Annotated in this window: 22 protein-coding genes; 10 read left to right on the top strand and 12 right to left on the bottom strand. The window is 32.7% G+C overall.

The genetic code is table 11. The features are described from left to right. Positions 1-36: 36 nt before the first annotated feature. The 5 genes from NCC77_RS14465 to NCC77_RS14445 all read right to left on the bottom strand — a co-directional run bounded on the left by NCC77_RS14465 (position 37) and on the right by NCC77_RS14445 (position 3,441). A complete protein-coding gene (locus NCC77_RS14465; RefSeq protein WP_250836201.1) occupies positions 37-567 on the bottom strand; it encodes a mechanosensitive ion channel domain-containing protein in 531 nt (176 codons plus the stop codon). A 10-nt stretch (positions 568-577) separates the two neighbouring features. Then, complete coding sequence (locus NCC77_RS14460; RefSeq protein ID WP_250836200.1) at positions 578-1,162, bottom strand: Maf-like protein; 585 nt, start codon at positions 1,160-1,162, stop codon at positions 578-580. Beyond that, a complete protein-coding gene (locus NCC77_RS14455) occupies positions 1,155-2,081 on the bottom strand; it encodes a geranylgeranylglycerol-phosphate geranylgeranyltransferase (RefSeq protein ID WP_250836199.1) in 927 nt (308 codons plus the stop codon). The genes NCC77_RS14460 and NCC77_RS14455 overlap by 8 nt, the downstream gene beginning before the upstream one ends. Before the next feature lie 87 nt (positions 2,082-2,168). Beyond that, positions 2,169-2,696 carry a KdsC family phosphatase gene (locus NCC77_RS14450; RefSeq protein ID WP_250836198.1) on the bottom strand — a complete coding sequence of 176 codons (528 nt, stop codon included), beginning with the start codon at positions 2,694-2,696 and terminating at the stop codon, positions 2,169-2,171. Further along, entirely contained in the window at positions 2,680-3,441 is a 762-nt protein-coding gene (locus NCC77_RS14445; protein ID WP_250836197.1) for a Rossmann-like and DUF2520 domain-containing protein, read from the bottom strand. Before NCC77_RS14445 ends, NCC77_RS14450 begins: the two co-directional genes overlap by 17 nt. A gap of 287 nt (positions 3,442-3,728) precedes the next feature. Here NCC77_RS14445 and NCC77_RS14440 point away from each other — a divergent pair, with 287 nt between their 5' ends. After that, positions 3,729-6,950: a cytochrome c biogenesis protein CcsA gene (locus tag NCC77_RS14440; RefSeq protein ID WP_250836196.1), complete on the top strand. Its 3,222-nt coding sequence runs from the start codon at positions 3,729-3,731 to the stop codon at positions 6,948-6,950. A gap of 63 nt (positions 6,951-7,013) precedes the next feature. On the opposite strand, the gene NCC77_RS14435 is transcribed toward NCC77_RS14440, so the two are convergent. The 4 genes from NCC77_RS14435 to NCC77_RS14420 form a co-directional block, all read right to left on the bottom strand. Beyond that, positions 7,014-7,748: a DUF3667 domain-containing protein gene (locus NCC77_RS14435; protein ID WP_250836195.1), complete on the bottom strand. Its 735-nt coding sequence runs from the start codon at positions 7,746-7,748 to the stop codon at positions 7,014-7,016. A gap of 18 nt (positions 7,749-7,766) precedes the next feature. After that, positions 7,767-8,159 carry a DoxX family protein gene (locus NCC77_RS14430; RefSeq protein WP_250836194.1) on the bottom strand — a complete coding sequence of 131 codons (393 nt, stop codon included), beginning with the start codon at positions 8,157-8,159 and terminating at the stop codon, positions 7,767-7,769. Positions 8,160-8,244: 85 nt separating this feature from the next. Further along, a complete protein-coding gene (locus tag NCC77_RS14425; RefSeq protein ID WP_250836193.1) occupies positions 8,245-9,033 on the bottom strand; it encodes an anti-sigma factor in 789 nt (262 codons plus the stop codon). Further along, complete coding sequence (locus NCC77_RS14420; protein ID WP_250836192.1) at positions 9,033-9,563, bottom strand: RNA polymerase sigma factor; 531 nt, start codon at positions 9,561-9,563, stop codon at positions 9,033-9,035. The genes NCC77_RS14425 and NCC77_RS14420 overlap by 1 nt, the downstream gene beginning before the upstream one ends. Positions 9,564-10,327: 764 nt before the next feature. Between NCC77_RS14420 and NCC77_RS14415 the strand changes: the two genes are divergently transcribed. Beyond that, a complete protein-coding gene (locus NCC77_RS14415; RefSeq protein WP_250836191.1) occupies positions 10,328-10,915 on the top strand; it encodes a glutathione peroxidase in 588 nt (195 codons plus the stop codon). Positions 10,916-11,044: 129 nt separating this feature from the next. Here the strand turns inward: NCC77_RS14415 and NCC77_RS14410 are convergent, their stop codons facing one another. Together NCC77_RS14410 and NCC77_RS14405 are read right to left on the bottom strand one after the other, a co-directional pair. Next, positions 11,045-11,542 carry a GNAT family N-acetyltransferase gene (locus tag NCC77_RS14410; protein WP_250836190.1) on the bottom strand — a complete coding sequence of 166 codons (498 nt, stop codon included), beginning with the start codon at positions 11,540-11,542 and terminating at the stop codon, positions 11,045-11,047. Between the two features lie 16 nt (positions 11,543-11,558). Then, on the bottom strand, positions 11,559-12,734 hold the full coding sequence (locus NCC77_RS14405; protein ID WP_250836189.1) for a thioredoxin family protein: 1,176 nt from the start codon (positions 12,732-12,734) through the stop codon (positions 11,559-11,561). Positions 12,735-12,911: 177 nt separating this feature from the next. On the opposite strand from NCC77_RS14405, the gene menD reads away from it, so the two are divergent. The 8 genes from menD (at position 12,912) to menC (ending at position 22,133) form a co-directional block, all read left to right on the top strand. Next, entirely contained in the window at positions 12,912-14,573 is a 1,662-nt protein-coding gene (gene menD / locus NCC77_RS14400) for a 2-succinyl-5-enolpyruvyl-6-hydroxy-3-cyclohexene-1-carboxylic-acid synthase (RefSeq protein WP_250836188.1), read from the top strand. A gap of 90 nt (positions 14,574-14,663) precedes the next feature. After that, positions 14,664-15,005, top strand: a complete 342-nt coding sequence (locus NCC77_RS14395; RefSeq protein ID WP_250836187.1) for a DUF2853 family protein — start codon at positions 14,664-14,666, stop codon at positions 15,003-15,005. 171 nt (positions 15,006-15,176) lie between these two features. Beyond that, positions 15,177-16,031 carry a CvfB family protein gene (locus tag NCC77_RS14390; protein WP_250836186.1) on the top strand — a complete coding sequence of 285 codons (855 nt, stop codon included), beginning with the start codon at positions 15,177-15,179 and terminating at the stop codon, positions 16,029-16,031. A gap of 986 nt (positions 16,032-17,017) precedes the next feature. Beyond that, positions 17,018-17,851 carry a 1,4-dihydroxy-2-naphthoyl-CoA synthase gene (locus tag NCC77_RS14385; RefSeq protein ID WP_012024845.1) on the top strand — a complete coding sequence of 278 codons (834 nt, stop codon included), beginning with the start codon at positions 17,018-17,020 and terminating at the stop codon, positions 17,849-17,851. An 85-nt stretch (positions 17,852-17,936) separates the two neighbouring features. Continuing rightward, the gene (gene menA, locus NCC77_RS14380; RefSeq protein ID WP_250836185.1) at positions 17,937-18,899 is read left to right on the top strand and encodes a 1,4-dihydroxy-2-naphthoate octaprenyltransferase; all 963 of its coding nucleotides are present in this window, start codon (positions 17,937-17,939) and stop codon (positions 18,897-18,899) included. A gap of 30 nt (positions 18,900-18,929) precedes the next feature. Then, positions 18,930-19,607, top strand: coding sequence for a metal-dependent hydrolase (locus NCC77_RS14375; RefSeq protein ID WP_250836184.1), 678 nt, complete (start codon positions 18,930-18,932; stop codon positions 19,605-19,607). 164 nt (positions 19,608-19,771) lie between these two features. Then, on the top strand, positions 19,772-21,010 hold the full coding sequence (locus NCC77_RS14370; protein WP_250836183.1) for a tetratricopeptide repeat protein: 1,239 nt from the start codon (positions 19,772-19,774) through the stop codon (positions 21,008-21,010). 79 nt (positions 21,011-21,089) lie between these two features. Next, on the top strand, positions 21,090-22,133 hold the full coding sequence (gene menC / locus NCC77_RS14365; RefSeq protein ID WP_250836182.1) for an o-succinylbenzoate synthase: 1,044 nt from the start codon (positions 21,090-21,092) through the stop codon (positions 22,131-22,133). Between the two features lie 51 nt (positions 22,134-22,184). Here the strand turns inward: menC and NCC77_RS14360 are convergent, their stop codons facing one another. Continuing rightward, positions 22,185-22,727: a helix-hairpin-helix domain-containing protein gene (locus tag NCC77_RS14360; protein ID WP_250836181.1), complete on the bottom strand. Its 543-nt coding sequence runs from the start codon at positions 22,725-22,727 to the stop codon at positions 22,185-22,187. Positions 22,728-22,737 lie beyond the last annotated feature (10 nt).

The following is a 22,737-nucleotide window of genomic DNA, read 5'->3' as shown; positions in this document are numbered from 1 at the left end:
CTTTTCTCGTGCCCGTTATAAAATTCCCATTACATGTTAGTCAAAAAACTCTCGCTCTTCATATTTTGCAGGAATAATCGAAATTCCTTTTTGAAGCAATAAATTGTTAGGGAAAATAATTTTTTCTCCTTCTTTTGTTTTTAAACTGACGTGGAAAGTATTAATATCTTCAATTTCAGCTTCAATTGGAAAATCTTTATCATGAATTTTAATAGTATCTCCAATTCTAAAAGGAAAAGAGAAGAATAAAACCATTCCGGAAGTAATATTGCTTAAAATAGACCATTGCGCAAACATGGCCACACCAATTACAGTTGCAATAGAAGAAATAGTGATAAAAATATCTTCTGTCTGAACTCCCCAGATTATGATCAAAATGGTTACAAGAAGTATATTCATTAAAATATTAATATACTTAATAACTAGATTGGTACGGTGTTCAAATAATTGGCTTGTAGCCGCAAATTGTTTTATTAGTTTAGCAATTACTATACGCAATACAATCAAAATTCCAATAAGAATAATTGTTGCAATTATTTCTCGGCTATACTCTTTAAAAGAAAACATAAATAAATTTTTACACTAATGTAGTCAAAAAATCGTAAACTTTGGCTGTCGGAAGCCCCATTACATTGGTGTAAGAGCCTTCTACTTTTGCAACTGCCATAAAACCAAACCATTCCTGAATGCCATAAGCGCCAGCTTTATCGTAAGGTTTGTAGTTTTCTATATAATATAAAATAGCTTCGTCAGACAAATCGTTGAAAGTTACTTTTGTAATATCGTGCAAAAGAGTAGAGGAGTCTACTGTTTTAAAACAAACAGAAGTAATGACTTCATGCGTTGCATTAGACATCGATTTAATCATTTCAAATGCTTCTTCGGCACTTTTAGGTTTACCTAAAGCTTTATTCTGGTGCCAAACAATGGTATCGCTTGTAACCAAGATTTCATTTTCTTTCAATTCTCCTTCAAAAGCGTTGGCCTTTAATTTGGCTAGATAATCGGTAATTTCTACCGCTTTCAATTCTGGCGGATAAATTTCTTCAACGTCTTTTAAGCGAATTTCAAAATCAAGATCTAAATCCTTAAAAAATTGTTGTCTGCGAGGAGAACCCGAAGCTAAAATGATTATATATTTTTTTAGTTTTTCTTTAAGCATTGTATTTAATATTTAAGGCAATAACCAAGATTGATAGGATTCCGAAGAATAAGATAAGTTTTAAGATGTTGCTTAAATGATGAAATTCCTTTTGAGATTTTGCACTGAATATTTTTACTATAAAATAAAGCAAAGGCGCTAAAACAGTGGCAAAAGCATAAAATACTGAAATGTAAAGCTTGTTTTGCATGAAGTACGTATTGCAATAAAGCGCACACATAATAAACGCAACAACGGCAAAGCCCAAAGCGATTTTGGCGGCTCTATTAACTCCTATTGCAACAGGTAAAGTATTCATTCCCATATTGTAATCGCCATTTACATCTTCGATATCTTTTATAATTTCGCGAATAAAATTAATCATAAAAGCAAATAAGGCATAGTCTATTAGAATAGAAAAAAGACTTGCCATTTGGGCTTGATTTTCGCCTGTTGTAGCAGGAAAAAGATCAAAAACACCAATAATCAAAACGCTTACAGCCAAAAGCAATGCCACCACGAAATTGCCTAAAATCATAATTTGTTTTAGACTCGTAGAATAAAAATATAGAAGCGAAGCTATTAGAATAAAAAGGGATGCAAAAGTCGGCCTCATAATAATATTCGAAAGAATAAAACCAATTGCAACACCAGAAATATTTAAACCTATATAAATATTATAAGCAGCAGTTTCTGTAATTCCTTTTCCAACGACTACATTTTGCGGTTTGTTAATGCTATCTGTCCCTACATCGTAAATATTATTGATTACATAACCTGCAGCGGCCAATAAAACAGTGCTTAAAACCAGCAATCCATATTGCCAGTCGGCTAATGCCAGCGGAACTTGCTGTTGTTTTAAAAAGGCATAGCGAAAAAGCAGCTGCATAAAAGCAAGCATTAAAAGGTTTTTATAACGAATAAGTTTTAGGAATTTCATATTCTAAGGTTCTGAGAGGCTAAGATTCTAAGGTACTAAGTTTTTTTTCAAAATGGATAATGGGAAGTGAAAACTGCGACTGGTTACTTAATCGTGTTTTCCGTTAAAATAATCCATCCATTTCCCTTGCACTTTCATCACTTGTTCGATAACGTCTCTCGCCGCGCCGCGTCCACCTTTTACGTGTGAAATATATCGGCATAGCGTTTTAATTTCTGGACTAGCATCTTGCGGACAAGTTGGAAGTCCAACTAATTTCATTACATGAAAATCAGGGATATCATCTCCCATATACAACACGTTTTCTGGTTTAATGTTGTGGCTTTCGCAGTAAGCTTTAAAAGTTTTTACTTTATCAGGAGTTCCTAAATGAATATCATTAACGCCCAGATTGCGAAGACGAACACGAACGCCTTCATTGCTGCCTCCAGAAATAATGCATACATGGTAACCGCTTTCAATAGCTGCTTTCATTGCATAACCATCACGAATGTTCATTGTTCTTAACATTTCGCCTTCATTGGTTACAAAAACAGAACCATCTGTAAGTACGCCATCTACATCAAAAACAAACGTTGTGATGTCATTCATTATTTCTTTATAACTTTTTCCCATTATGCTGTATAGATTGTGTTAGGATTTTATAAATATTTTTTTTGTTTTCGTCTTGTAAAAAGGCCGTATGCGCGTCGGTTGTGTTAGAATCGTGACGTATCGCTGGACCTGTTTGTGCATCAATAGGATCGAGTGTATTGATTTTATCTGCTGTTTCTTGAATTAAAGGCTTTAAAACAGCAAAAGGAACTTGGTTTTCTTCGCAGATTTCGTGTCCCATTTGGTACAAGTGATTCGTAAAATTGCTCACAAATACTGCAGCAACATGAAGTGCCTTGCGCTGTTCTGAACTTATAGAATAAACCGCAGTTGAAACACTTTTTGCAATGGTTTCTAAAAGTTTGAAATCGGCTGTGTTTTCTGCTTCTAGACAGAAGGGAATAACCGAATAATCTAATTCTTTATTTTTAGAAAATGTCTGAAGCGGATAAAAAACACCACGTCTGTTTTTAGGATCTAAAAGTTCAATGGAAGATGTTCCAGAAGTATGAACCACCAATTGATTGTTAAACGGAAGCTGTTCTGAAACTTCTGTAATGGCATTATCTGAAACTGAAATAATATGCAAATCAGTAGGTTCTAATGCTTGAAAATCGGTTACAATCTTTTCAGAATCAATCAGATGAAGTAAGGCTTCTTTCTTTCGTGAAAAAACCTGCTTAATTTCAACAATTTTGCTGGCAGAAAAAGCCTTTATCAAATGCTGTGCAACATTGCCGGAACCGATTATTGTTATCTGAATCATGGAAGCAAAATTAGTATTATTTTTTTAATGCAGGAGACTATTGAATATTGATAATGCTTTTTTGAAGTTTTTATTGTTTTCTGGTTTTGGTTATATTTCTAACACTTTTTAGCTAAAAACAATTATTCAAAAAAAGCATATCTGTTTTGTAGGTTTAAACTTTCCATATTACCAATTCATTTAAAAAATAGTCCTTATTTTTGGTTTTTATTAACAAAAGGCAAAGCCTGCTAATCAACATTTTTAAGTACTTTTGTCGCACTTTTATACAATGTAATTCCTAAGAAATGGATAAAAAAATATTCTCTTTTTTGTTTTCTACACGATTAATGGCCGTTCTTTTTTTAACATTCGCAATTGCAATGGGTATTGGAACTTTTATCGAAAGTAAATACAATACCGATACGGCTAGAATTCTAATTTACAATACTTGGTGGTTTGAGGCAATTATGGCCATCTTTATGCTTAATTTCTTCGGAAATATCAAAAAATACCAATTGCATAAAAAAGAAAAATGGACCACTCTTTTATTGCACCTTGCTTTTGTTTTTATCCTTTTAGGAGCTTTTATTACAAGATATATTAGTTACGAAGGAATGATGCCAATTCGCGAAGGCGCGGCAGAAAACCAAGTATATTCAGATAAAACCTTTTTAACCATTTTTGCTGATGGTGAATATAAAGGGGAGATGAAAAGAAGGGTTTTTGAAAAAAATCTTTTATTGTCTCCTGTTACCAATAATGATTTTAGCATTTCAGGAAAATTTGACGAAACTCCTTTTGAAGTTACCTATTCAAACTATATCATGGGAGCTAAAGAAGTGGTTAAACCAGATCCAAACGGAACTTTATACCTTAAATTAGTTGAAGCCGGAGCGGGTGGACGTGAAGAACATTACCTAAAAGAAGGTGAAGTTCAGAACATTCACAATGTTTTATTTGCTTTAAATAAGCAGACAGACGGTGCCATTAACATCAATACAACTGGAAAAGAATATACAATCCAAACTCCTTTTGAAGGTGAGTTTATGCGAATGGCTGATCAATTTAAAGGAAAAGTTACAAAAGATAATGTACAGCCTTTAATGATGCGTTCTTTATATAGCATTGGCGATATTAGAATTGTATTTCCAGAACCTCCATTGAAAGGAAAAGTGGATTATGAATCGAATAATGATTTTAAAGCAAAATCTCATTCTGACGCTTTAGTAGTTAAAGTAAAAGCAGAAGGACAAGAAAAAGAAGTGATGCTTTTTGGTTCTAAAGGACAAGTTGGAGAAGCTAAAACAGTAAAAATTGGCAACATAGAGTATTCTTTATTCTACGGAAGTAAAGCTTATATTTTGCCATTTAAAGTTCGTTTGAACGATTTTATTGCAGAGAAATATCCTGGAACAGAGAAAAGTTATTCTTCATACAAAAGTAAAGTAACTGTTCAGGATTCTACAGAAACTTTTGATGCTGATATTTTTATGAACCACGTTTTAGATTATAAAGGATTCCGTTTCTTCCAATCTTCATTTGATCCAGACGAAAAAGGAACTGTTCTATCTGTAAACCATGATTTCTGGGGGACAAACATTACTTATTTTGGTTATTATCTATTGTATATTGGCTTAATGGCTATTATGTTTACTAAAAATTCTCGCTTTGGTGATTTGAAACGTAAACTTGAAGCAGTTAAAAAGAAAAAAGAAAAACTGATTACAATTTTAGTTTTAATGTTGAGCTTAAGCAGTTTTGCACAACAGACACCTCATGTTCACTCACATGATCATAATCACGATCACGAGCATTCTGCAGATCCTAACGACCATGCGAATCACGTTACGGCTCCACCAAGCAAAAAGCAATTAGATTCTTTATTAAATATCTATAAAGCTCCAGAGGCACATGCTGCAAAATTTGGACGTCTGATTATTCAGGATGCAGGAGGAAGAATGAAACCTATTAATACGTTTTCTTCTGAATTGCTTCGTAAAGTAAGTCACGATGATAAATACAACGGAATGAACTCTGATCAGGTATTTTTATCTATGACGCAATACGCGCAGGTTTGGATTCAAGTTCCTATTATTTATATCAATACAAAAAATGATAGTATCCGTAAAATCATTGGTATCGATTCTAAAGATAAGTACGCACCGTTTGTAAAATTCTTTGATGAGCAAGGAAATTATAAATTATCTCCGTATTTAGATGCTGCTTATAAAGCGGCTAATCCAAATAGTTTTGAAAAAGATTTTGTTGAAACCGATAAAAAGGTAAACTTAATGGAGTCTGCTTTAAGCGGAAGTATTTTAAGAATTTTCCCAATTCCGAATGATCCAAACCATAAATGGGTTTCTTATTTAGAGCGTGAAAGTGCTGGTTTTAAAGGAATGGATTCTACCTATGTAAAACAAATTCTGCCTTTATATTTTAGTGCACTAAATAATGGTTCTATCGAGAAAAACTTTGATACAGCAGATAATTTAGTAGAAAGCATCAATGGCTTTCAAAAGAAATTTGGTTCAAAAGTAAGACCAAGCGAGCAAAAAATTGATGCGGAGATTGCCTATAACAAATACGATGTTTTTCAAAAATTACCGTATTGGTATATTACAGCGGCAAGTTTTATGTTCATTTTTATTATTGTCAATATTTTCTTTGAGAAAAAATGGCTTCGTATAACAATAAATGCATTCCATATCATAATTGGATTATTGTTTGTGCTTCATACATTAGGATTAATAGCGCGCTGGTATATTTCTGGTCACGCTCCTTGGAGTAATGCTTACGAATCTATTGTGTATGTGTCTTGGTCAACTATGTTCTTCGGATTGGCTTTTGATAGAAAATCGAAATTAACCGTTGCTTCATCAGCTTTTGTTACTGCTATGATTTTAATGGCAGCCTACTTAAACTGGATTGATCCTGAAATTGCAAACTTACAGCCAGTTCTTAATTCATACTGGTTAATGATTCACGTTGCAGTTATTGTAGGTAGTTATGGTCCGACTGCATTAGGAATGATTTTAGGTTTTGTATCATTATTATTGATTTTGTTTACAACCGAGAAAAACAAAGCTCGAATGGAACTGAACATTAAAGAGATTACTTATATCAACGAAATGGCTTTAACTATTGGCCTTATCATGCTTACCATTGGAAACTTCTTAGGAGGACAATGGGCAAACGAAAGTTGGGGACGTTACTGGGGATGGGATCCAAAAGAAACTTGGGCTTTAATCTCGATTATGATTTATGCTTTTGTAATTCACGCTCGTTTTGTACCTGCTTTAAGAGGAAAATGGTTCTTTAACTTAATGAGTATGTATGCTTTTGTTTCAATCTTGTTTACGTACTATGGAGTAAACTTTCACTTAGTAGGTTTACACTCTTACGCAAGCGGAGAAGCACATTCATTAAGCTGGATTTATTATTGTTTGATTACAATCTCTATAATTGGAGCGGTAACATATCCAAAGTATCGTAAATATTATAAAACTAAAAAAGTGAAGAAATAAATAATTTGCAATAATTATTAATTCATAAAAAAGGTTCAACATTTGTTGAACCTTTTTTTATGTCTAATCTGAAAATTTACCCGAGAGAAGAAGTACAATCGCAGTTATCATTAAAAAGCAAACCAAAAAGATAAGATGACTTAATATGGACAAGAAAAATGCTTTTGTTTTAGACATTTTATTAAAGAACTGAATGTTGGTCCAAAAAATCAAAACAATACCAATAAAGTACATTGTATTACTATACTGCTGTATGTGTGAAGTATGATTGAAAAAAATCAACGCTGGTAGTGTTAATAGCTGTACAGAAATTCTTTGCGCAGCTTTGAAAGTATTAAGTACAAAAAGTTCCGCAAAATTGTAACCTTGTTTTCTAAATACGAGATAGGTGCCAATGGTATAAATAGGAATAGCGGCCACTGTTATCCATGAGAAATGGGTAGCGAACCATTCGTTTAAATAATTATAATCTATGTTTGAACTCTTTGCCGAATCAAAAGTATTAAGGTGAAAATAATGGTATAAAACCCCATAAAGCGTTGCAAGAACCACAACCAAAGATAAAGGCTTGAAATGACGAACTCTTTTCCCTTCTATAAATTCGCGTATAGAATGGCCTGGTCTTGTAAACAATTGCTTCAGGGAATACAAAATACCTTTATCAAAATGCAATAAACCATGCTGAATGTCGTGCCACAAAAAATGGATATTTATCTTGTGTGTTTCTGCAGGCTGACCACAATTATTGCAATAATGACCTGTAAAGATTTGATGGCAATTTTTACACATTATTTCCATTTCAGTTCCATATTTGGTTTATGAATTACTTTTTTGATTTATTATGATTCCATTAGGATACATAATGGCTAAGAATACTATTATGAGCAGAAAATTATATTCAACACCATTTCTTCCTCCGCCTACTACAAACCAGCCTTCTTTAAAATGTACTAGAATGATTCCCATTATAAGAACAAAAATGGTTATAAAACCGGCAAGTTTAATGTATTTGTTTGCTAATAAAAGTACCGCCGCTACAACATGAGATAATTTGATACTCCAAGCTAGAAATACGCCATAAGGAGCAAAACCAATTTGATTTAGAAAAAGATTTCCAAAATCATGAATACCATTATTAAACATTCCGAAAACGGAATGGGTTAAAAGGATAATAGCCACAGCAATTCTCAAAAGTAAATTTGCACTCATAAATTGGTTTTTGGTGAATTTAAAAGTAATAAAAAAACGCATATTACTCTGAATATGCGTTTTAGCTTTTTATAAAAAATAAGTTTTAAACTTTTCCTAAAGTATAAAGCTGTTCCATTGTTGGAGTTGGACTTCCGCCAGCTGGCTCCAGAGTAATTCCGAAAGCCTCAGCCGAATTGGTTTGGCTTACAGCAAAGATTTTTTGTTTATTTCCTTCAAAATCATCCAGTAAACCAATACTTGTCGGAGTAAGAACAGGACTTAACTTTAAAGACCAAACCTGATAAACCATTCCTTTTGGAGGATCTGGTAAACCTGCAGCATCAATATAAGTCGTTTTAGTCTGCTTATTCCAGTATACTTTTGCAAAAGAAGCTGGAGAAACGGCTTGACCGCCAAGAGTTACTCCAGTATTTTTAATATCTCTCACAATGCTTAGATTTTTCTCTGTTTGCTTATTCTGCTGATCTAAGAAAGCGTATTCGCGTTGAATTTTATTTTTTTCATTTCCAACAGTCGAGATTGCTTCTTTAGTTTTTGTTAATTCTAAAGTCTGATATCCCAAACCTAGTAATAATAGTACTGCAGCGGCCCAGCCTACATATTGAGACCAGTTTGAAGTTGGTTTCAGTTCGACTACTTTCCCGTGTTTAAGTTCCAGACGAGCTTTAATTTTTTCAAAATTTTCCACAGAATGGAAAGGAGAGAAGCTCGACGAAAGGGCAATTATAGCTTTTTCTATCGAAATGATTTCTTGATCAACTTCTGGTGATTTTTTTGCTAGTTCTGCTATTTCTAAATTTTCTTTTTCGCTCAGTAAGCCATAAACGTATAGCTCTAAAATTCCTGATTCTATATATTCTTGTGCTTCCATTATACTTTCAAATAATTACGTAAATCGTTAATACAGTTTCTGTTTTGTGTCTTGATAGTCCCAAGTGGCATTGCCAATTCTTCTGAAGCTTCTTGTTGGGTATATCCTTTAAAGAATAATAGGTTAATTATTTCGATACATTTTGGTTTCAGTTTCTTTACGAATTCTTGAATTCCAATTGCATCGAGTTTGTGGCTTAATTTATTACTCTCATCTAACAGATTTACGAAATTATCTGAGGAAAGGTTTTTTTGTGTGTTATTATAGTCTTTAGAACGAAGTTTATCGATCGACGTGTTTCTGGCAATATTAATGATCCAGGTGTAAAAGCGACCTTTACTTTCGTTATAAGAATCGATGTTTTTCCAGATTTTGACAAAAACATCTTGCAGAACATCTTCTGCTTCTTCTCGATTTTTGATTAGGACATGAATGACAGAAAATAAGCTTTTTGAATACATATCATACAAATGGGTAAAAGCTTTTTCGTCCTTTTTGTAAATTAAGACTAGCAGTTCTTCTTGACTCATAAATTAGAAATTTTAAGTTTAAACATTAGAAATTGAAGCATTATATGTTAACCTGTTATAAAGTTAAATTATTTTTCTCTCACTTTTATATTTTTTTTAATAGCGGAAAACCTAAGAAAATTAAGGCTTCAAGAAAAAAATGCATTTTTTTTGATTTTTTTTAAAACCAAAAACAATCCAATTACGTAAATGTATTTATAAGACCAGAAAAATCTTAATAGATTCATAGAAAATCGAAAAACTGTTGTTATAATAGCATTATAGACATATGGATAGCAAAATAATAGTCAGAATATTAATAGTTGGATTAACAACAGTTTTGACACTAATCAGTTTTTCTGAAAGTGAATTTTTGAAAGATGCTTTAACAAGCTTTACTAGTAATAAGAATTGATAACGAAATAGTTTAAAAATATTAAATAGTTGATGCACTCGGACTTCCAAAAGAAGATTTTTTTAATATGTCTCTCGATAATTTTAGGATTTAAGTTTACATCATACAAGCCAATAAGAGATTTTTTTTAAAAGACGTTTGACATATAGGGGTTGAAGAAATTTTCGACATAACCGAGTGTCATCAACTATAATTTATAAAAGATTACATAATAATTAATTCATGGTTTGATTTGTTTGTATGGGGGGAAGCCTAACGTCTGATTAACGTTAGGCTTCAATTTTTTATTTAACTTTTGATTGGCAAAAATTATAGACTTAAAATAGTTTTTGTGAAATGGATTTTAGCTAATTTTATAAAAAATTATCAGATGAAAAAAATAATATTAATGCTATTTGGAGCAGCTCTTTTGTCAGCAACAGGATTAAATGCTCAAACGAATACAAACAAATTATCTAAAAAAGATAAAGCCATGGCTAAAGAAACAATTTATCAATTTAAAGTAGAAGATTTATCAGGAGACACTTTTGACTTTGCGTCTTTAAAAGGCAAAAAAATCTTGATTGTTAACACAGCTTCAAAATGCGGTTTAACTCCACAATACAAAGATTTAGAAGCGGTTTACAAAGAATATAAAGATAAAGGTTTTGTAATTGTTGGATTTCCAGCAAATAATTTTGCTTCACAAGAACCTGGAACGGCTAAAGAAATCGAAACGTTCTGCCAGCAAAATTACGGTGTAACTTTTCCGATGATGAACAAAGTTTCAGTTAAAGGAAGTGATATGTGTGAAGTGTATAAATTCTTAACGGAGAAATCAAGAAATGGTTTGCAAGATTCTGAAGTGGAATGGAATTTTCAAAAATATCTAATCAACGAAAAAGGTGAACTAGTAAAAGTAATTAAACCAAAAACTTTAGTTACAGAACCTGAAGTTATTAATTGGATTAAAAGCTAAAAAGAAAAAAAACTCAAATTTGAAAATTTCAAATTTGAGTTTTTTTTAGTTTCAAAGGGACAGAGATACAAAGGGACAGAGTTTTTAAATACTTTGCGAACTTAGCATAATGCTTTGTGTGCTTTGCGGTTAAACTAAAATAAGCTGCATAAAAACCAAGTCCAGCCAATGATCAAATTTGTATCCAACTTCACGAATAGTGCCAGTAGCTACAAATCCAAATTTTTCATGAAAAGCAATGCTTCCCGCATTATCAGCATCAATTGCGCCAATCATAACATGATAACCTTGTTCTTTTGCTAAACGAATTAATTCTGTCAAAAGTTTAGAACCAATTCCTTTTCCTATAATATTATCCACTACATACACAGAATGCTCTACGGTATATTGATAACCTATTTTCTCTCTAAACTGCCCATAACTTCCAAAACCGACTACTTCGCCATCTAAATCGGCTACAATTACAGGAAGATTTTTCGCTTTTTTATCTTCAAACCATTTGGTTTGAACTTCCAAAGTTTGAATCTCGTAACTATAATTAGCAGTAGTGTGTAAAATAGAGTGATTTACGATTTCTAGAATCTTTTGTAAATCGTTTGTGGTTGCAGGTCTTAAAATAATGCTCATTGGTAATTATTGCGATTTATTTGGTATTCAGTTCAGCCAATAGAACGTCTACTTCTTTAGAGTTCCAATCCATTTCTTTAGCAATGGCTTTGGCATTTTTGGCGTATTCCAAAGCTTTTTTCTTATTCTTTATTTTATTGTAAAGCTTGGCTTCAAGTAAATTGCCGTCGTAGGAATCATTTAATTCTAAAGAGCGATCCACCCAAGAAATAGCCTTTTTTAAACTTTCAGTATCTTTAATATGCTTAAAATAAGTATTTCCAATATCCTTTAAAAAACTTGCATCGTTCCAAACTAATTTCTGAGTATCTTCAAGAGTAACTTTTTTGTAGAAATTCCATTTTTCAGTTCTTTCCGCTAATGTCAAATCATATTTAAAAACCAAAGAATCCGTTTTTTGCAATCGGATAGATTTGGCAATTTCTCTTTGTTTGTAATAGTTTACCGTATCTAAATTATCAACCAAAGGACGAAGCAATTCGTTTACGATACTTTCAATTTTGCGGTCAACACGATTTTGAGACGCTACAGCAGCGAATTCTTTCTGATGGTTTAAAACAAACTGAAATTCTCTAGACTTAATATCGGTAACACCGTTGGCTATAACTCTCCAGTTTAATTCGCTAACCAATTGATTATCAGATTGAGTATTCAAATATATGTGGGTTGGTATTGATAACTCTGTTCTGTCTTTTCCTTTTTTTAAAGTATTTAAATAGGTGAAGAATTTATCAGAATTGCTTGGATCAGCAAGAAACTCCTTTTCTAAATATGGTAATTGCATTTTCGGATTTAAAGCATAAAGCAATTCATTTTGAAACTCTGTTTTTTTCATTTCTCCTTTCAGAGCATAAATTAGCGTTTCATTGCCGTCAAGAAATAAAAAAGTAGGAAGTGATTTTGTATTGAATTTGTTCTTTAAAGCAATTCCTTCTTCTTTTTCAATATTTTTATACGTGCATACAAAATTCTTATTTAAAAAATCAATAACTGCTGGATCGTTTAAAACTTCGGTTTTCATTAAATTACAATGCGGACACCAATCGGCATAAAGCATTACAAAAAGTGGTTTTCCTTCTTTTTTTGCATTTTCTAAAGCCGTTTTGTACGGAACATCAACAGGAACAAATTGATTCTGAGAAGTTATGGTTTGAAAAGTAATAGATAAAAAAAGTATAAATAAGAAACGCATAGTAAGGCTGGCTTTTATTAATTATTCGATTTTACAAATATATCCCCTTTTTTGAGAAAGAGCCTTAATATATTCCTAATTATAATATAAATCAAGTGCGAAGTTTGTAACTTTGTAAGCAAGAGAAAGAAAGATTAAATAAGGATTTTTCTTTGAAAAAAGTAATACACGACCGGAATGATTTACCCCAAAATAGCGCTTGCACAAAGCATTATCGAAATTTTATCTGCCAAAGGCATTGTTAATATTATAATTTCTCCAGGATCTAGAAATGCACCGTTAACTATCGGATTTGCTCAAAACCCAAATTTTACTTGCTACAGCATTGCAGACGAGCGATGTGCCGCTTTTTTTGCTTTAGGAATTGCACAGCAAACCAAACAGCCAACTGCAATTGTCTGTACTTCAGGATCGGCTTTATTAAATTATTATCCCGCTTTCGCGGAAGCGTTTTACAGTCAAATTCCTTTAATTGTAATTTCTGCCGATCGTCCGCAGAGCAAAATTGATATTGGTGACGGACAAACGATTCGTCAAGAAAATGTTTTTTCTAATCATTCTGTTTTTAATGCAAATTTGACCGAAGAAGCTTCAGAAGAAAATGATTTAAAAATCAATTTAGCAATTGAAACCGCAATTCAAAAGAAAGGGCCAGTTCATATTAATGCACCTTTTGAAGAACCTTTATACGAAACAACAGAAGAGCTTTCTGTACAGCCCATAATTACAAATCCTGAGCCAGAAGCTTTTCCTGTAGCAATAGAAAATAGTGACGAGATAGTTTCTATTTGGAATACTGCAAAGCGAAAATTAATCTTAGTTGGAGTTAACGAAGCAAATGCAATTGATCAAGAAGTTATTGAAAATTTAGCTTCAGATCCGTCAATTGTGGTGTTGACAGAAACAACATCAAATCTGCATCATCCTAGTTTTATCAATTCAATAGATACTTTAATTACTCCTTTTGATGATTTTGATTTTAAGAAATTTAACCCTGAGGTTTTAATCACTTTTGGAGGAATGGTTGTCTCGAAAAGAATTAAAGGATTTTTACGAAAATACAAACCAGAACAGCATTGGCATATTGATACTTTAAGAGCCTATGATACATTTGGAGCATTGACAAAACATTTTGAGATGCAGCCAAATGATTTCTTTAAAGACCTTCTTTCAAAAACATCTTTTGTAAAAAGCAACTATTTTAAAAATGTAGATGCCGTTTACCAAACAAGATTAGAGAGAAGAAAAGAATATTTAAGTAAAATTGATTTTTCTGATTTCAAAGTTTTCGAAAAAGTAATAGAATCACTTCCTAAAAATAGTTTATTGCAAATTAGCAACAGTTCTGCAATTCGCTATGCGCAATTAATTGATATTGAAAGTTCTATTGAAGTTTTCTGTAATCGCGGAACAAGCGGAATCGATGGGAGTACTTCTACAGCGATTGGTGCAGCGGTTGGAAATAAAAAACAAACTGTCTTTGTAACTGGAGATATTAGTTTCTTGTACGATAGCAATGCTCTGTGGAATTCATACATTCCAAAAAACTTCAAGATTATTTTAATAAATAATGGTGGAGGAGGAATCTTTAGAATTTTGCCAGGACATCAAGAAAAGCCTGTTTTCAATACGTATTTTGAAACCTCTCATAATTTTACAGCGGAGCATTTGGCTAAGATGTATAATTTTAATTATTATGCAGCAAAAGACAATGAATCTTTAGAAAGCGGAATACAATCCTTATATAGTTCAGACAATGTACCTGCAATTCTGGAGGTATTTACGCCAACATTGGAGAATGATCAGATTTTGAAACAGTACTTTAAATATCTGTATTAATTTTGAAAGAAAAATTTTGTTAAAATTTTTGATTTATTGCTTCTTTAGCTATAGATTTGGCGCATTATTCACCAAATTAAATTTATAGTAATGAGCAAGAGAGAAGAATTAATTAAAAAGTACACTACCGATTTAAAAGAGAAATGCGGTATTACGGCTAATGTAGATTTATTAACAAAAGTTACAATTGCTTGTGGTCCATCAATTTATAATGATGATGCCTCTACAGTAGCTTCTTCGCAACAATCAGAATTGGATACCGTAAAAAACAACTTTCTAATTAAGAAATTAGGCTTAAGTAATGGTCCAGATTTAGACAAAGGAATTGATGCCGTTATGGAAAAATACGGGAAATCAAATAAACACAAATATAGAGCTGTAGTTTATTATTTACTGACTGTACATTTTAAAAAAGAAAGCATCTTCAAATAATTTAAGTTTGATATCATTTAAAATCCCTTTATAGCTTTAGTTTATAAAGGGATTTTCTGTTTTTTGCCTACAAATTAAGTTTTGTTAAATTAATTTCTTTGTGCGATGCCAAACTTCGTACCTTTGCACCTCACAAACTTAGTTGTATAATCAACTTAGAATATTTAGAAAATGCTAGAAATAGGAAAATACAATACCCTAACTATATTGCGTGATACCAAAGTTGGTTTGTTTTTAGGAGATCCTGAAAACGATCCAGATGGCGTTCACGATGTTTTGCTTCCCAATAAATATGTACCGAAAGTATTTGAAATTGGCGAAGAATTAATCGTTTTTGTTTACTTAGATCATGAACAGCGACCAGTTGCGACAACTTTGGTTCCGTACATTTTACTTAATGAGTTTGCTCTTTTGAGAGTAAATTACATCAATAACGTTGGTGCGTTTATGGACTGGGGAATGGAAAAAGATATCTTGGTTCCGTTTAAAGAACAAGCGCGTCCGATGGAAAAAGGAAAACGCTATTTGGTTTATTTATATTTAGACACACAGACCAATCGTTTGGTGGCTTCAAGTAAAACCAATCAATTTTTGAGTAATGAAAAGTTGACGGTTGAAAAAGGAGAAGAAGTAGATTTAATCGTGTCTCATATTACCGATATGGGAATTAATGTTATTATAAACGAACAACATAAAGGTCTTTTGTACAAAGATGAAGTTTATGATGATTCCATAAGAACCGGCGACAGAATGCGCGGTTATATCAAAAACATTCGTCCTGACAACAAAATTGATGTTGCGCTTCAGCCTCAAGGCGTTGAGAGTATAGAACCCAATGCAGATAAGATTTTAAGTGAATTGAGAGCCAGCAGAGGTTTCCTTCGTTTAAACGATAATTCTCATCCAGAAGACATTAAAACAGTTTTGAAAATGAGTAAAAAGTCATTCAAAAAAGCAATTGGTTCCTTATACAAAGAAAAACTGATCGAAATTAAAGAAGACGGAATTTATCTGGTAAAAGAATAGAAATTCCAATTAATAAATTCCAAATTCCAATTGATACTTGGAGTTTGGAATTTAAAAATTTGGAATTTATTTTGCGCTAGCAAAATTATTATAACACGAAAGGCTGCTCATTACGAGCAGCCTTTCGCTTTTATTCAGTTTTAAAAAAAGAAAATAAAGAAGACGGAATTTATCTAATAAATTAAATCCCAATATTTTAAATTCCAAATTCCAAGATTGATTCAACGCAATCCATTGGAATTTGGAATTTTTACTTTTTGGAATTTATTTTGCGTCAGCCAAATTATTATAACACAAAAGGCTGCTCATTACGAGCAGCCTTTCGCTTTTTATTCAGTTTTAAAAAAAATTGTAATTAAAAAAAAACAGAAATAAAATAATTCGAATTCATCTCAGGACAATGGCTTTACGTATTTTAGAGATCGTCCCATCGATGGTATGTCTTTTAAATAATCAATGCACCTATCTTAAAAGCAAAAAAGAGAATTTCACGGCTCATCCATTGGTTTAATAAAATAACTTTTAGAAAGTTGTGAATTAGTACTTTTTCCTCTTTTCGTTATCATTCCTATACTAATTAATAGACAATTCTAACATTTAACCTTAGGTGTTACTTTTTTCTTTTTGAAGTTTCGACAAACACATAAATCATTTGCTCCTTTAATAGAGGTTTGTTACTTAAAACCCTAAAAAAATGAGCGACAAATTTTTTAAATTTTCTCAAAAAAATCATTTTTTAGGTTAATAAATCAGTGAAAGAAAATCAATCTGAAATCTTTGAAATGTTTTGTATCTCATTGATTTCTAGGGTGTAAAATTAATTATTATTTTTCTAAACTAATGTTAAAAAATGTTATTTTTTGTAAGTAAATACTAATTGTTAACATTAGAAGTCAATTTAGCAAAGACTTAAGAGCGATTGAGTAGGTAAAGTAGTAAAAATGATTTATTTTTACCCTATAATTATTTTTAAACAAAAAATCAAAATGGATTGGATTACAGCCAGAGAATTTGAAGATATAACTTATAAAAAATGCAATGGAGTAGCGAGAATAGCTTTTAACAGACCTAATGTTAGAAATGCATTCCGTCCTAAAACTACTTCAGAATTATACCAAGCTTTTTATGATGCACAAGAAGATACTTCGATTGGTGTAGTTTTACTTTCAGCCGAAGGGCCTTCAACAAAAGACGGAGTTTATTCTTTCTGCAGCGGTGGAGATCAAAATGCACGTGGACACCAAGGATACGTTGGAGATGACGGACAGCACCGTTTGAATATTTTAGAAGTACAGCGCTTAATTCGTTTTATGCCTAAAGTAGTTATTGCAGTGGTTCCAGGTTGGGCTGTAGGTGGCGGACATAGTTTGCACGTAGTTTGCGACATGACACTTGCAAGTAAAGAACACGCCATTTTTAAACAAACAGATGCAGACGTAACCAGTTTTGACGGCGGTTACGGATCGGCATATTTGGCTAAAATGGTAGGTCAGAAAAAAGCTCGTGAAATCTTCTTTTTAGGTAGAAATTATTCTGCTCAAGAAGCTTTTGAAATGGGAATGGTAAATGCAGTAATTCCACATGACGAGTTAGAAGCTACTGCTTACGAGTGGGCACAGGAAATTCTTCAAAAATCACCAACATCTATAAAAATGCTAAAATTCGCAATGAATTTGACAGACGACGGAATGGTCGGACAACAAGTTTTTGCAGGAGAAGCAACTCGTTTAGCTTACATGACCGAAGAAGCAAAAGAAGGAAGAAACGCTTTCTTAGAGAAAAGAAAACCAAACTTCGGTGAAAATAAGTGGTTACCTTAAATAAGTTATAAAATAGTTTCAAGTTTCAGTTTTCAAGTTAGGAACCTGAAACTTGAAAACTGAAACTAAAAAAACAAAACAAATAATGAAACATTGGATTGAAGCCGCTAGACTGCGCACATTACCTTTATCAGTTTCCGGAATTATAGTTGGAAGTATTTATGCATTGTCAAATCCAACAGAAACGATTAACACTCCTACAGAAGTATTCAGCTGGAAAGTTTTTGGTTTTGCTCTATTGACAACGTTAGGATTACAGGTTTTATCCAATTTTGCAAACGATTATGGCGATGGAGTAAAAGGGACTGATAATGCAGATCGAGTAGGGCCGCAACGCGCTATTCAGAGTGGTGTTATTACGCCTCAGGCAATGAAAAAAGCCATTATTATTACTTCGCTTTTAACTTTATTGTCTGCCATCATATTAATTTATTTTGCTTTCGGAAAAGACAATTTCGGATATTCAATCTTTTTTCTATTATTAGGAATAGCAGCTATTGTTTCTGCAATTCGCTATACGGTTGGTAATTCTGCTTACGGTTATAGAGGATTTGGAGATTTATTCGTTTTCATTTTCTTTGGATTAGTGAGTACTTTAGGAGTGAACTTTTTGTACGCAAAAGAAGTTGATCCGCTTTTGATTCTTCCAGCCGTTGCAATCGGGTTATTGAGTGTTGGGGTTTTAAACCTAAACAATATGCGCGATCAGGAATCTGACAAAAAATCAGGCAAAAACACAATTGTAGTGCAAATAGGAGCTAAAAAAGCTAAAAACTACCACTTTTTTCTAATCATTACTGCAATGGTATTAGTAGTTGCATTTGCTATTTTAAGCGATTACAACTTCGATCAATACTTGTTTTTATTGGCTTATATTCCGTTGACAAAACATTTAATCACGGTTTACAAAAATCAAGATCCAAAATTATTAGATCCAGAATTAAAGAAACTGGCACTAAGCACGTTCTTACTTTCTATACTGCTTACAGTGTGTATGATTTCTTTGATTTCAGATATCATTGTAAACCTCTTTTTAGGAGGTAGATAAAAATAAACGTCTAATTTAAAAGGTAAAAAAATGAAAATTACATACTACGGACATGCTTCATTGGGAATTGAAGTAGGAGGAAAACATATCATTGTGGATCCATTTATTACCGGAAATCCACAAGCAGCATCGATCAATCTTAGCACAATAAAAGCCGATTATATTTTATTGACGCATGCGCACGCCGATCACGTTTTAGATGTTGAGGCTATTGCTCAAAATACAAAGGCAGTTATCGTTTCTAATGCAGAAATTGCAAGCTATTACGCAAAAAAAGGATTCAATTCTCACCCAATGAATCACGGTGGAAGCTGGAAATTTGATTTCGGAAAAGTAAAATATGTAAACGCAATTCACTCAAGCAGTTTTCCTGACGGTTCTTACGGAGGAAATCCTGGAGGTTTTGTAATCGAAGGAGAACATAAAAATATCTATATCGCCGGAGATACCGCTTTGACTTACGATATGAAATTAATTCCGCTTCGTACAAAATTAGATTTAGCAATTCTTCCAATTGGAAACAACTTTACAATGGATGTTGAAGATGCTATTATTGCTTCAGATTTTGTAGAATGTGACAAAGTTTTAGGATATCACTATGATACTTTTGGCTATATCGAAATCAATCATGAAGAAGCAATCCGTAAATTTTTCGATAAAGGAAAAGATTTAATGCTTTTACCAATCGGAGATTCTATTGAATTATAAGGAGCTAATCCCGCTTTCGGCTATATCTTTTTAAGGCAAAGAAAAATTGCCTTAAAAAGGATACCGCCTCTATCAGGGCTAGGGCACTCAACTCTATAAGAAAGTTATTTGGCATAATCTATGTTAATTGAATTAAAGTTTTTTAATAAAAATCATTTTAATCTGTGAAATCTGTGGCAACTAAAGCATCATCACAAAATACAACTTTCAAACCAATCCTATTCTTACTATTTATCGCCATTTCCAGTAATGCGTTTGCACAAAAAGACGGTTATTGGGATAAAGAACGCGCTACAACCAAAGAAATCATGGTTCCTGCGCGCGATAGAATTTCTATACCAACAGAAGATTTACCGGTTGGAACTACAGAAATTGTATATAGAATCACACTTTTAGACAAAAATCAAGAAATGGCCAATAGTTTGGTCTCTTTATTAAAAGCAATTCCAGATCCAACAGGAGTAAGTCAGGGTTCGGCTGGTGCTGTTTTTCTGATGTCAAAAATTTCGGGAGATGACAAATGCACTTATTCGATTTTTACGTCTAATGAAAATGCTAAAAAATATATTGCAGACGGAAAAATTGACAATGCTTGCTATTCTCAGGCAGAACCTGTAAGCAAAGATGCCAAACGTTTATCTGTGAACAAATCTTCTTGTTTAAAGGAAGATATTAGCACTATTTGGTTTGGCTTTGAAAGCAAAAATTGGATCTTGAGTCAGAAAGTTGTTATAGAAGTGGTGCCTTGGGTTGATACTAAACTAAGCCGTGGTTGGAATCAAGACAATAAAAATGAAATTATAAGTTTGTGCAAAACGTCTACAATGGCACAAAAAATGGCCAATTCAGATGATTTCTGCGTTTGCATTTTAAATAAAATTATGAAGCAATATCGTTATGATGAGTTTCAAAAATTATTAGCCGTAGAAAAGACAAAAGTGTACAAAGATTTCGGAAACAGCTGTTACAAAGATGCGGATATTTCTAAAAATGTATTCAACGATTTGAGAACGCAAGTCGCTTCTTTAATTAAAGCTCAAAAATACAACGAGGCAATTCCAAAATTAAACACGATTGTAAGCGAAGGCAAAGCAACAGCAATAGATTACAGTTCTTTAGGCTATTGCTATATTTTGACCAAACAATATGCGAAAGCATTAAAAGTCCTTTTAGAAGGTGAAAAATTGGATGACACCGAATTATTGGTGAAATTAAATTTAGCCCATACTTATTTGGTAAGCGATGATTATAGTGCCGCTAAAGCGATTTACAAAAAATACCAAACACAAAATGTAACAGACAGCTTAAGCTGGATTGCCAAAACAAAATTAGACTTTGCAGCATTTGAAAAAGCAGGTTTGCCAACAAAAGATTTTGAAAAAATCTTAAAATTATATAATTAAGTTTCTGAGCTATGAAGTGCTTTTTAAAGTCTTTTTTAGGCTTAGCAACTCAGCATCTTAGCGTCTTAGCATCTTAAAAATGAAAGCATCATATCAAAAATATTTATTAGAGTTTAAGCGTCCATCAGGAACTTCAAGAGGTATTATGACCGAGAAAGAAACTTGGTTTATAATTCTGGAAGAAAATGGAAAAAAAGGAATAGGAGAGTGTGGCATACTTCGCGGCTTAAGCGCAGACGATCGTGAGGATTATGAAGAAAAACTAAAATGGACTTGCGATAATATTCATTTAGGTAAAACGGAACTTTGGAACGCCTTATTAGAATTTCCTTCTATTCAATTCGGAATAGAAATGGCTTTCTTGTCTCTTAAAAGCGAGAATCCATACATTTTATTTCCTTCAGATTTTACAAAAAGCACTGCTTCAATTCCTATAAACGGATTAGTTTGGATGGGGGAAGCTGCTTTTATGAAACAGCAAATTGAAGAGAAATTGGCAGACGGTTTTAATTGTATAAAACTAAAAATTGGCGCTATTGATTTCAATAAAGAATTAGAATTATTGCGATACATCAGAAGTCATTTTTCTCCAGAAGAAATCGAAATCAGAGTAGATGCTAATGGTGCTTTTTCTTCAATAGAAGCTTTAAATAAATTGAATCAATTAAATCAATTTCAGCTTCATAGTATAGAACAGCCAATTAAGAAAGGCCATGTGTCAGAAATGGCTAAGTTGTGTGAGCAGACTCCATTTCCAATTGCGTTGGATGAAGAACTTATTGGGGTATTTTCATTTGAAGAAAAAGAAAAATTACTTCAGGAAATCAAGCCTCAATACATCATTTTAAAACCAAGCTTTATTGGTGGTTTTCGTGGTACGCAAGAATGGATTACTCTTGCAGAAAAGTACAATATTGGCTGGTGGATTACTTCGGCATTAGAAAGCAATATCGGATTGAATGCCATTGCACAATGGACCTTTACTTTAAATTCAGATATGCCACAAGGTTTAGGAACTGGAGCTTTGTATACTAATAATATAGATTGTCCGCTTGAAGTAAAAAATGGCCAGCTTTGGTATAATTCTTCTAAGAATTGGGAAAGGTTCATAGGTACAGAGTGACAAAGGTTCATAGATTTTATCTTTGTCACTCCGTACTTTTGAACCTATTTTTTACTCTTTCCCGCCCAAAAGATTTTCTTGCCATTCTTTTAAATCCTGCCATTTGCCTTGATAAGCAAAGAGTGCTTGTTTAGCCCATGTGCTCGGATTATGCATGGCGTAATTTTCTCCGCCAGCATCTAGAATAGCCTGCATTTTTTCGGTAGAAGCTTGTGAAAGCTCGTACCAGGTGTTGATTCCTGAGGCATTAAAGAGAGCTTCTATTTTAGGACCAATTCCTTCTACAATTTTTAAATCATTTTCTTTAATTTTCTTGCCTAAGACATTTGCCGCCAAACCAGCATCAAAAACAATGTCTGCAGGTGCAGTTGCAAAAGATTGTACCGAAGCTTTGGTTTTTGCCGCCAAATCTGCTTCTAGTGTAGCGATTTTTGCATTTAAGTTTCGTGTATTCGCTTTACAGGCATCTAAATCAGCTTGAAGCGATGCTGAAAGCGAATCATCGTTTTTCGAATTCATTTTTCCTAGTAAATAACCTAAGATTCCACAAATTAAACCTACTAGAATAGGTATTAAGATACAAGGTATATTCATGATCGTATAT

This window comes from Flavobacterium tyrosinilyticum (assembly GCF_023656565.1).
Lineage (GTDB): Bacteria > Bacteroidota > Bacteroidia > Flavobacteriales > Flavobacteriaceae > Flavobacterium > Flavobacterium tyrosinilyticum.
The sequence above is the reverse complement of the archived record's forward strand: the minus strand, read 5'-3'. Positions and strand labels throughout refer to the sequence as shown.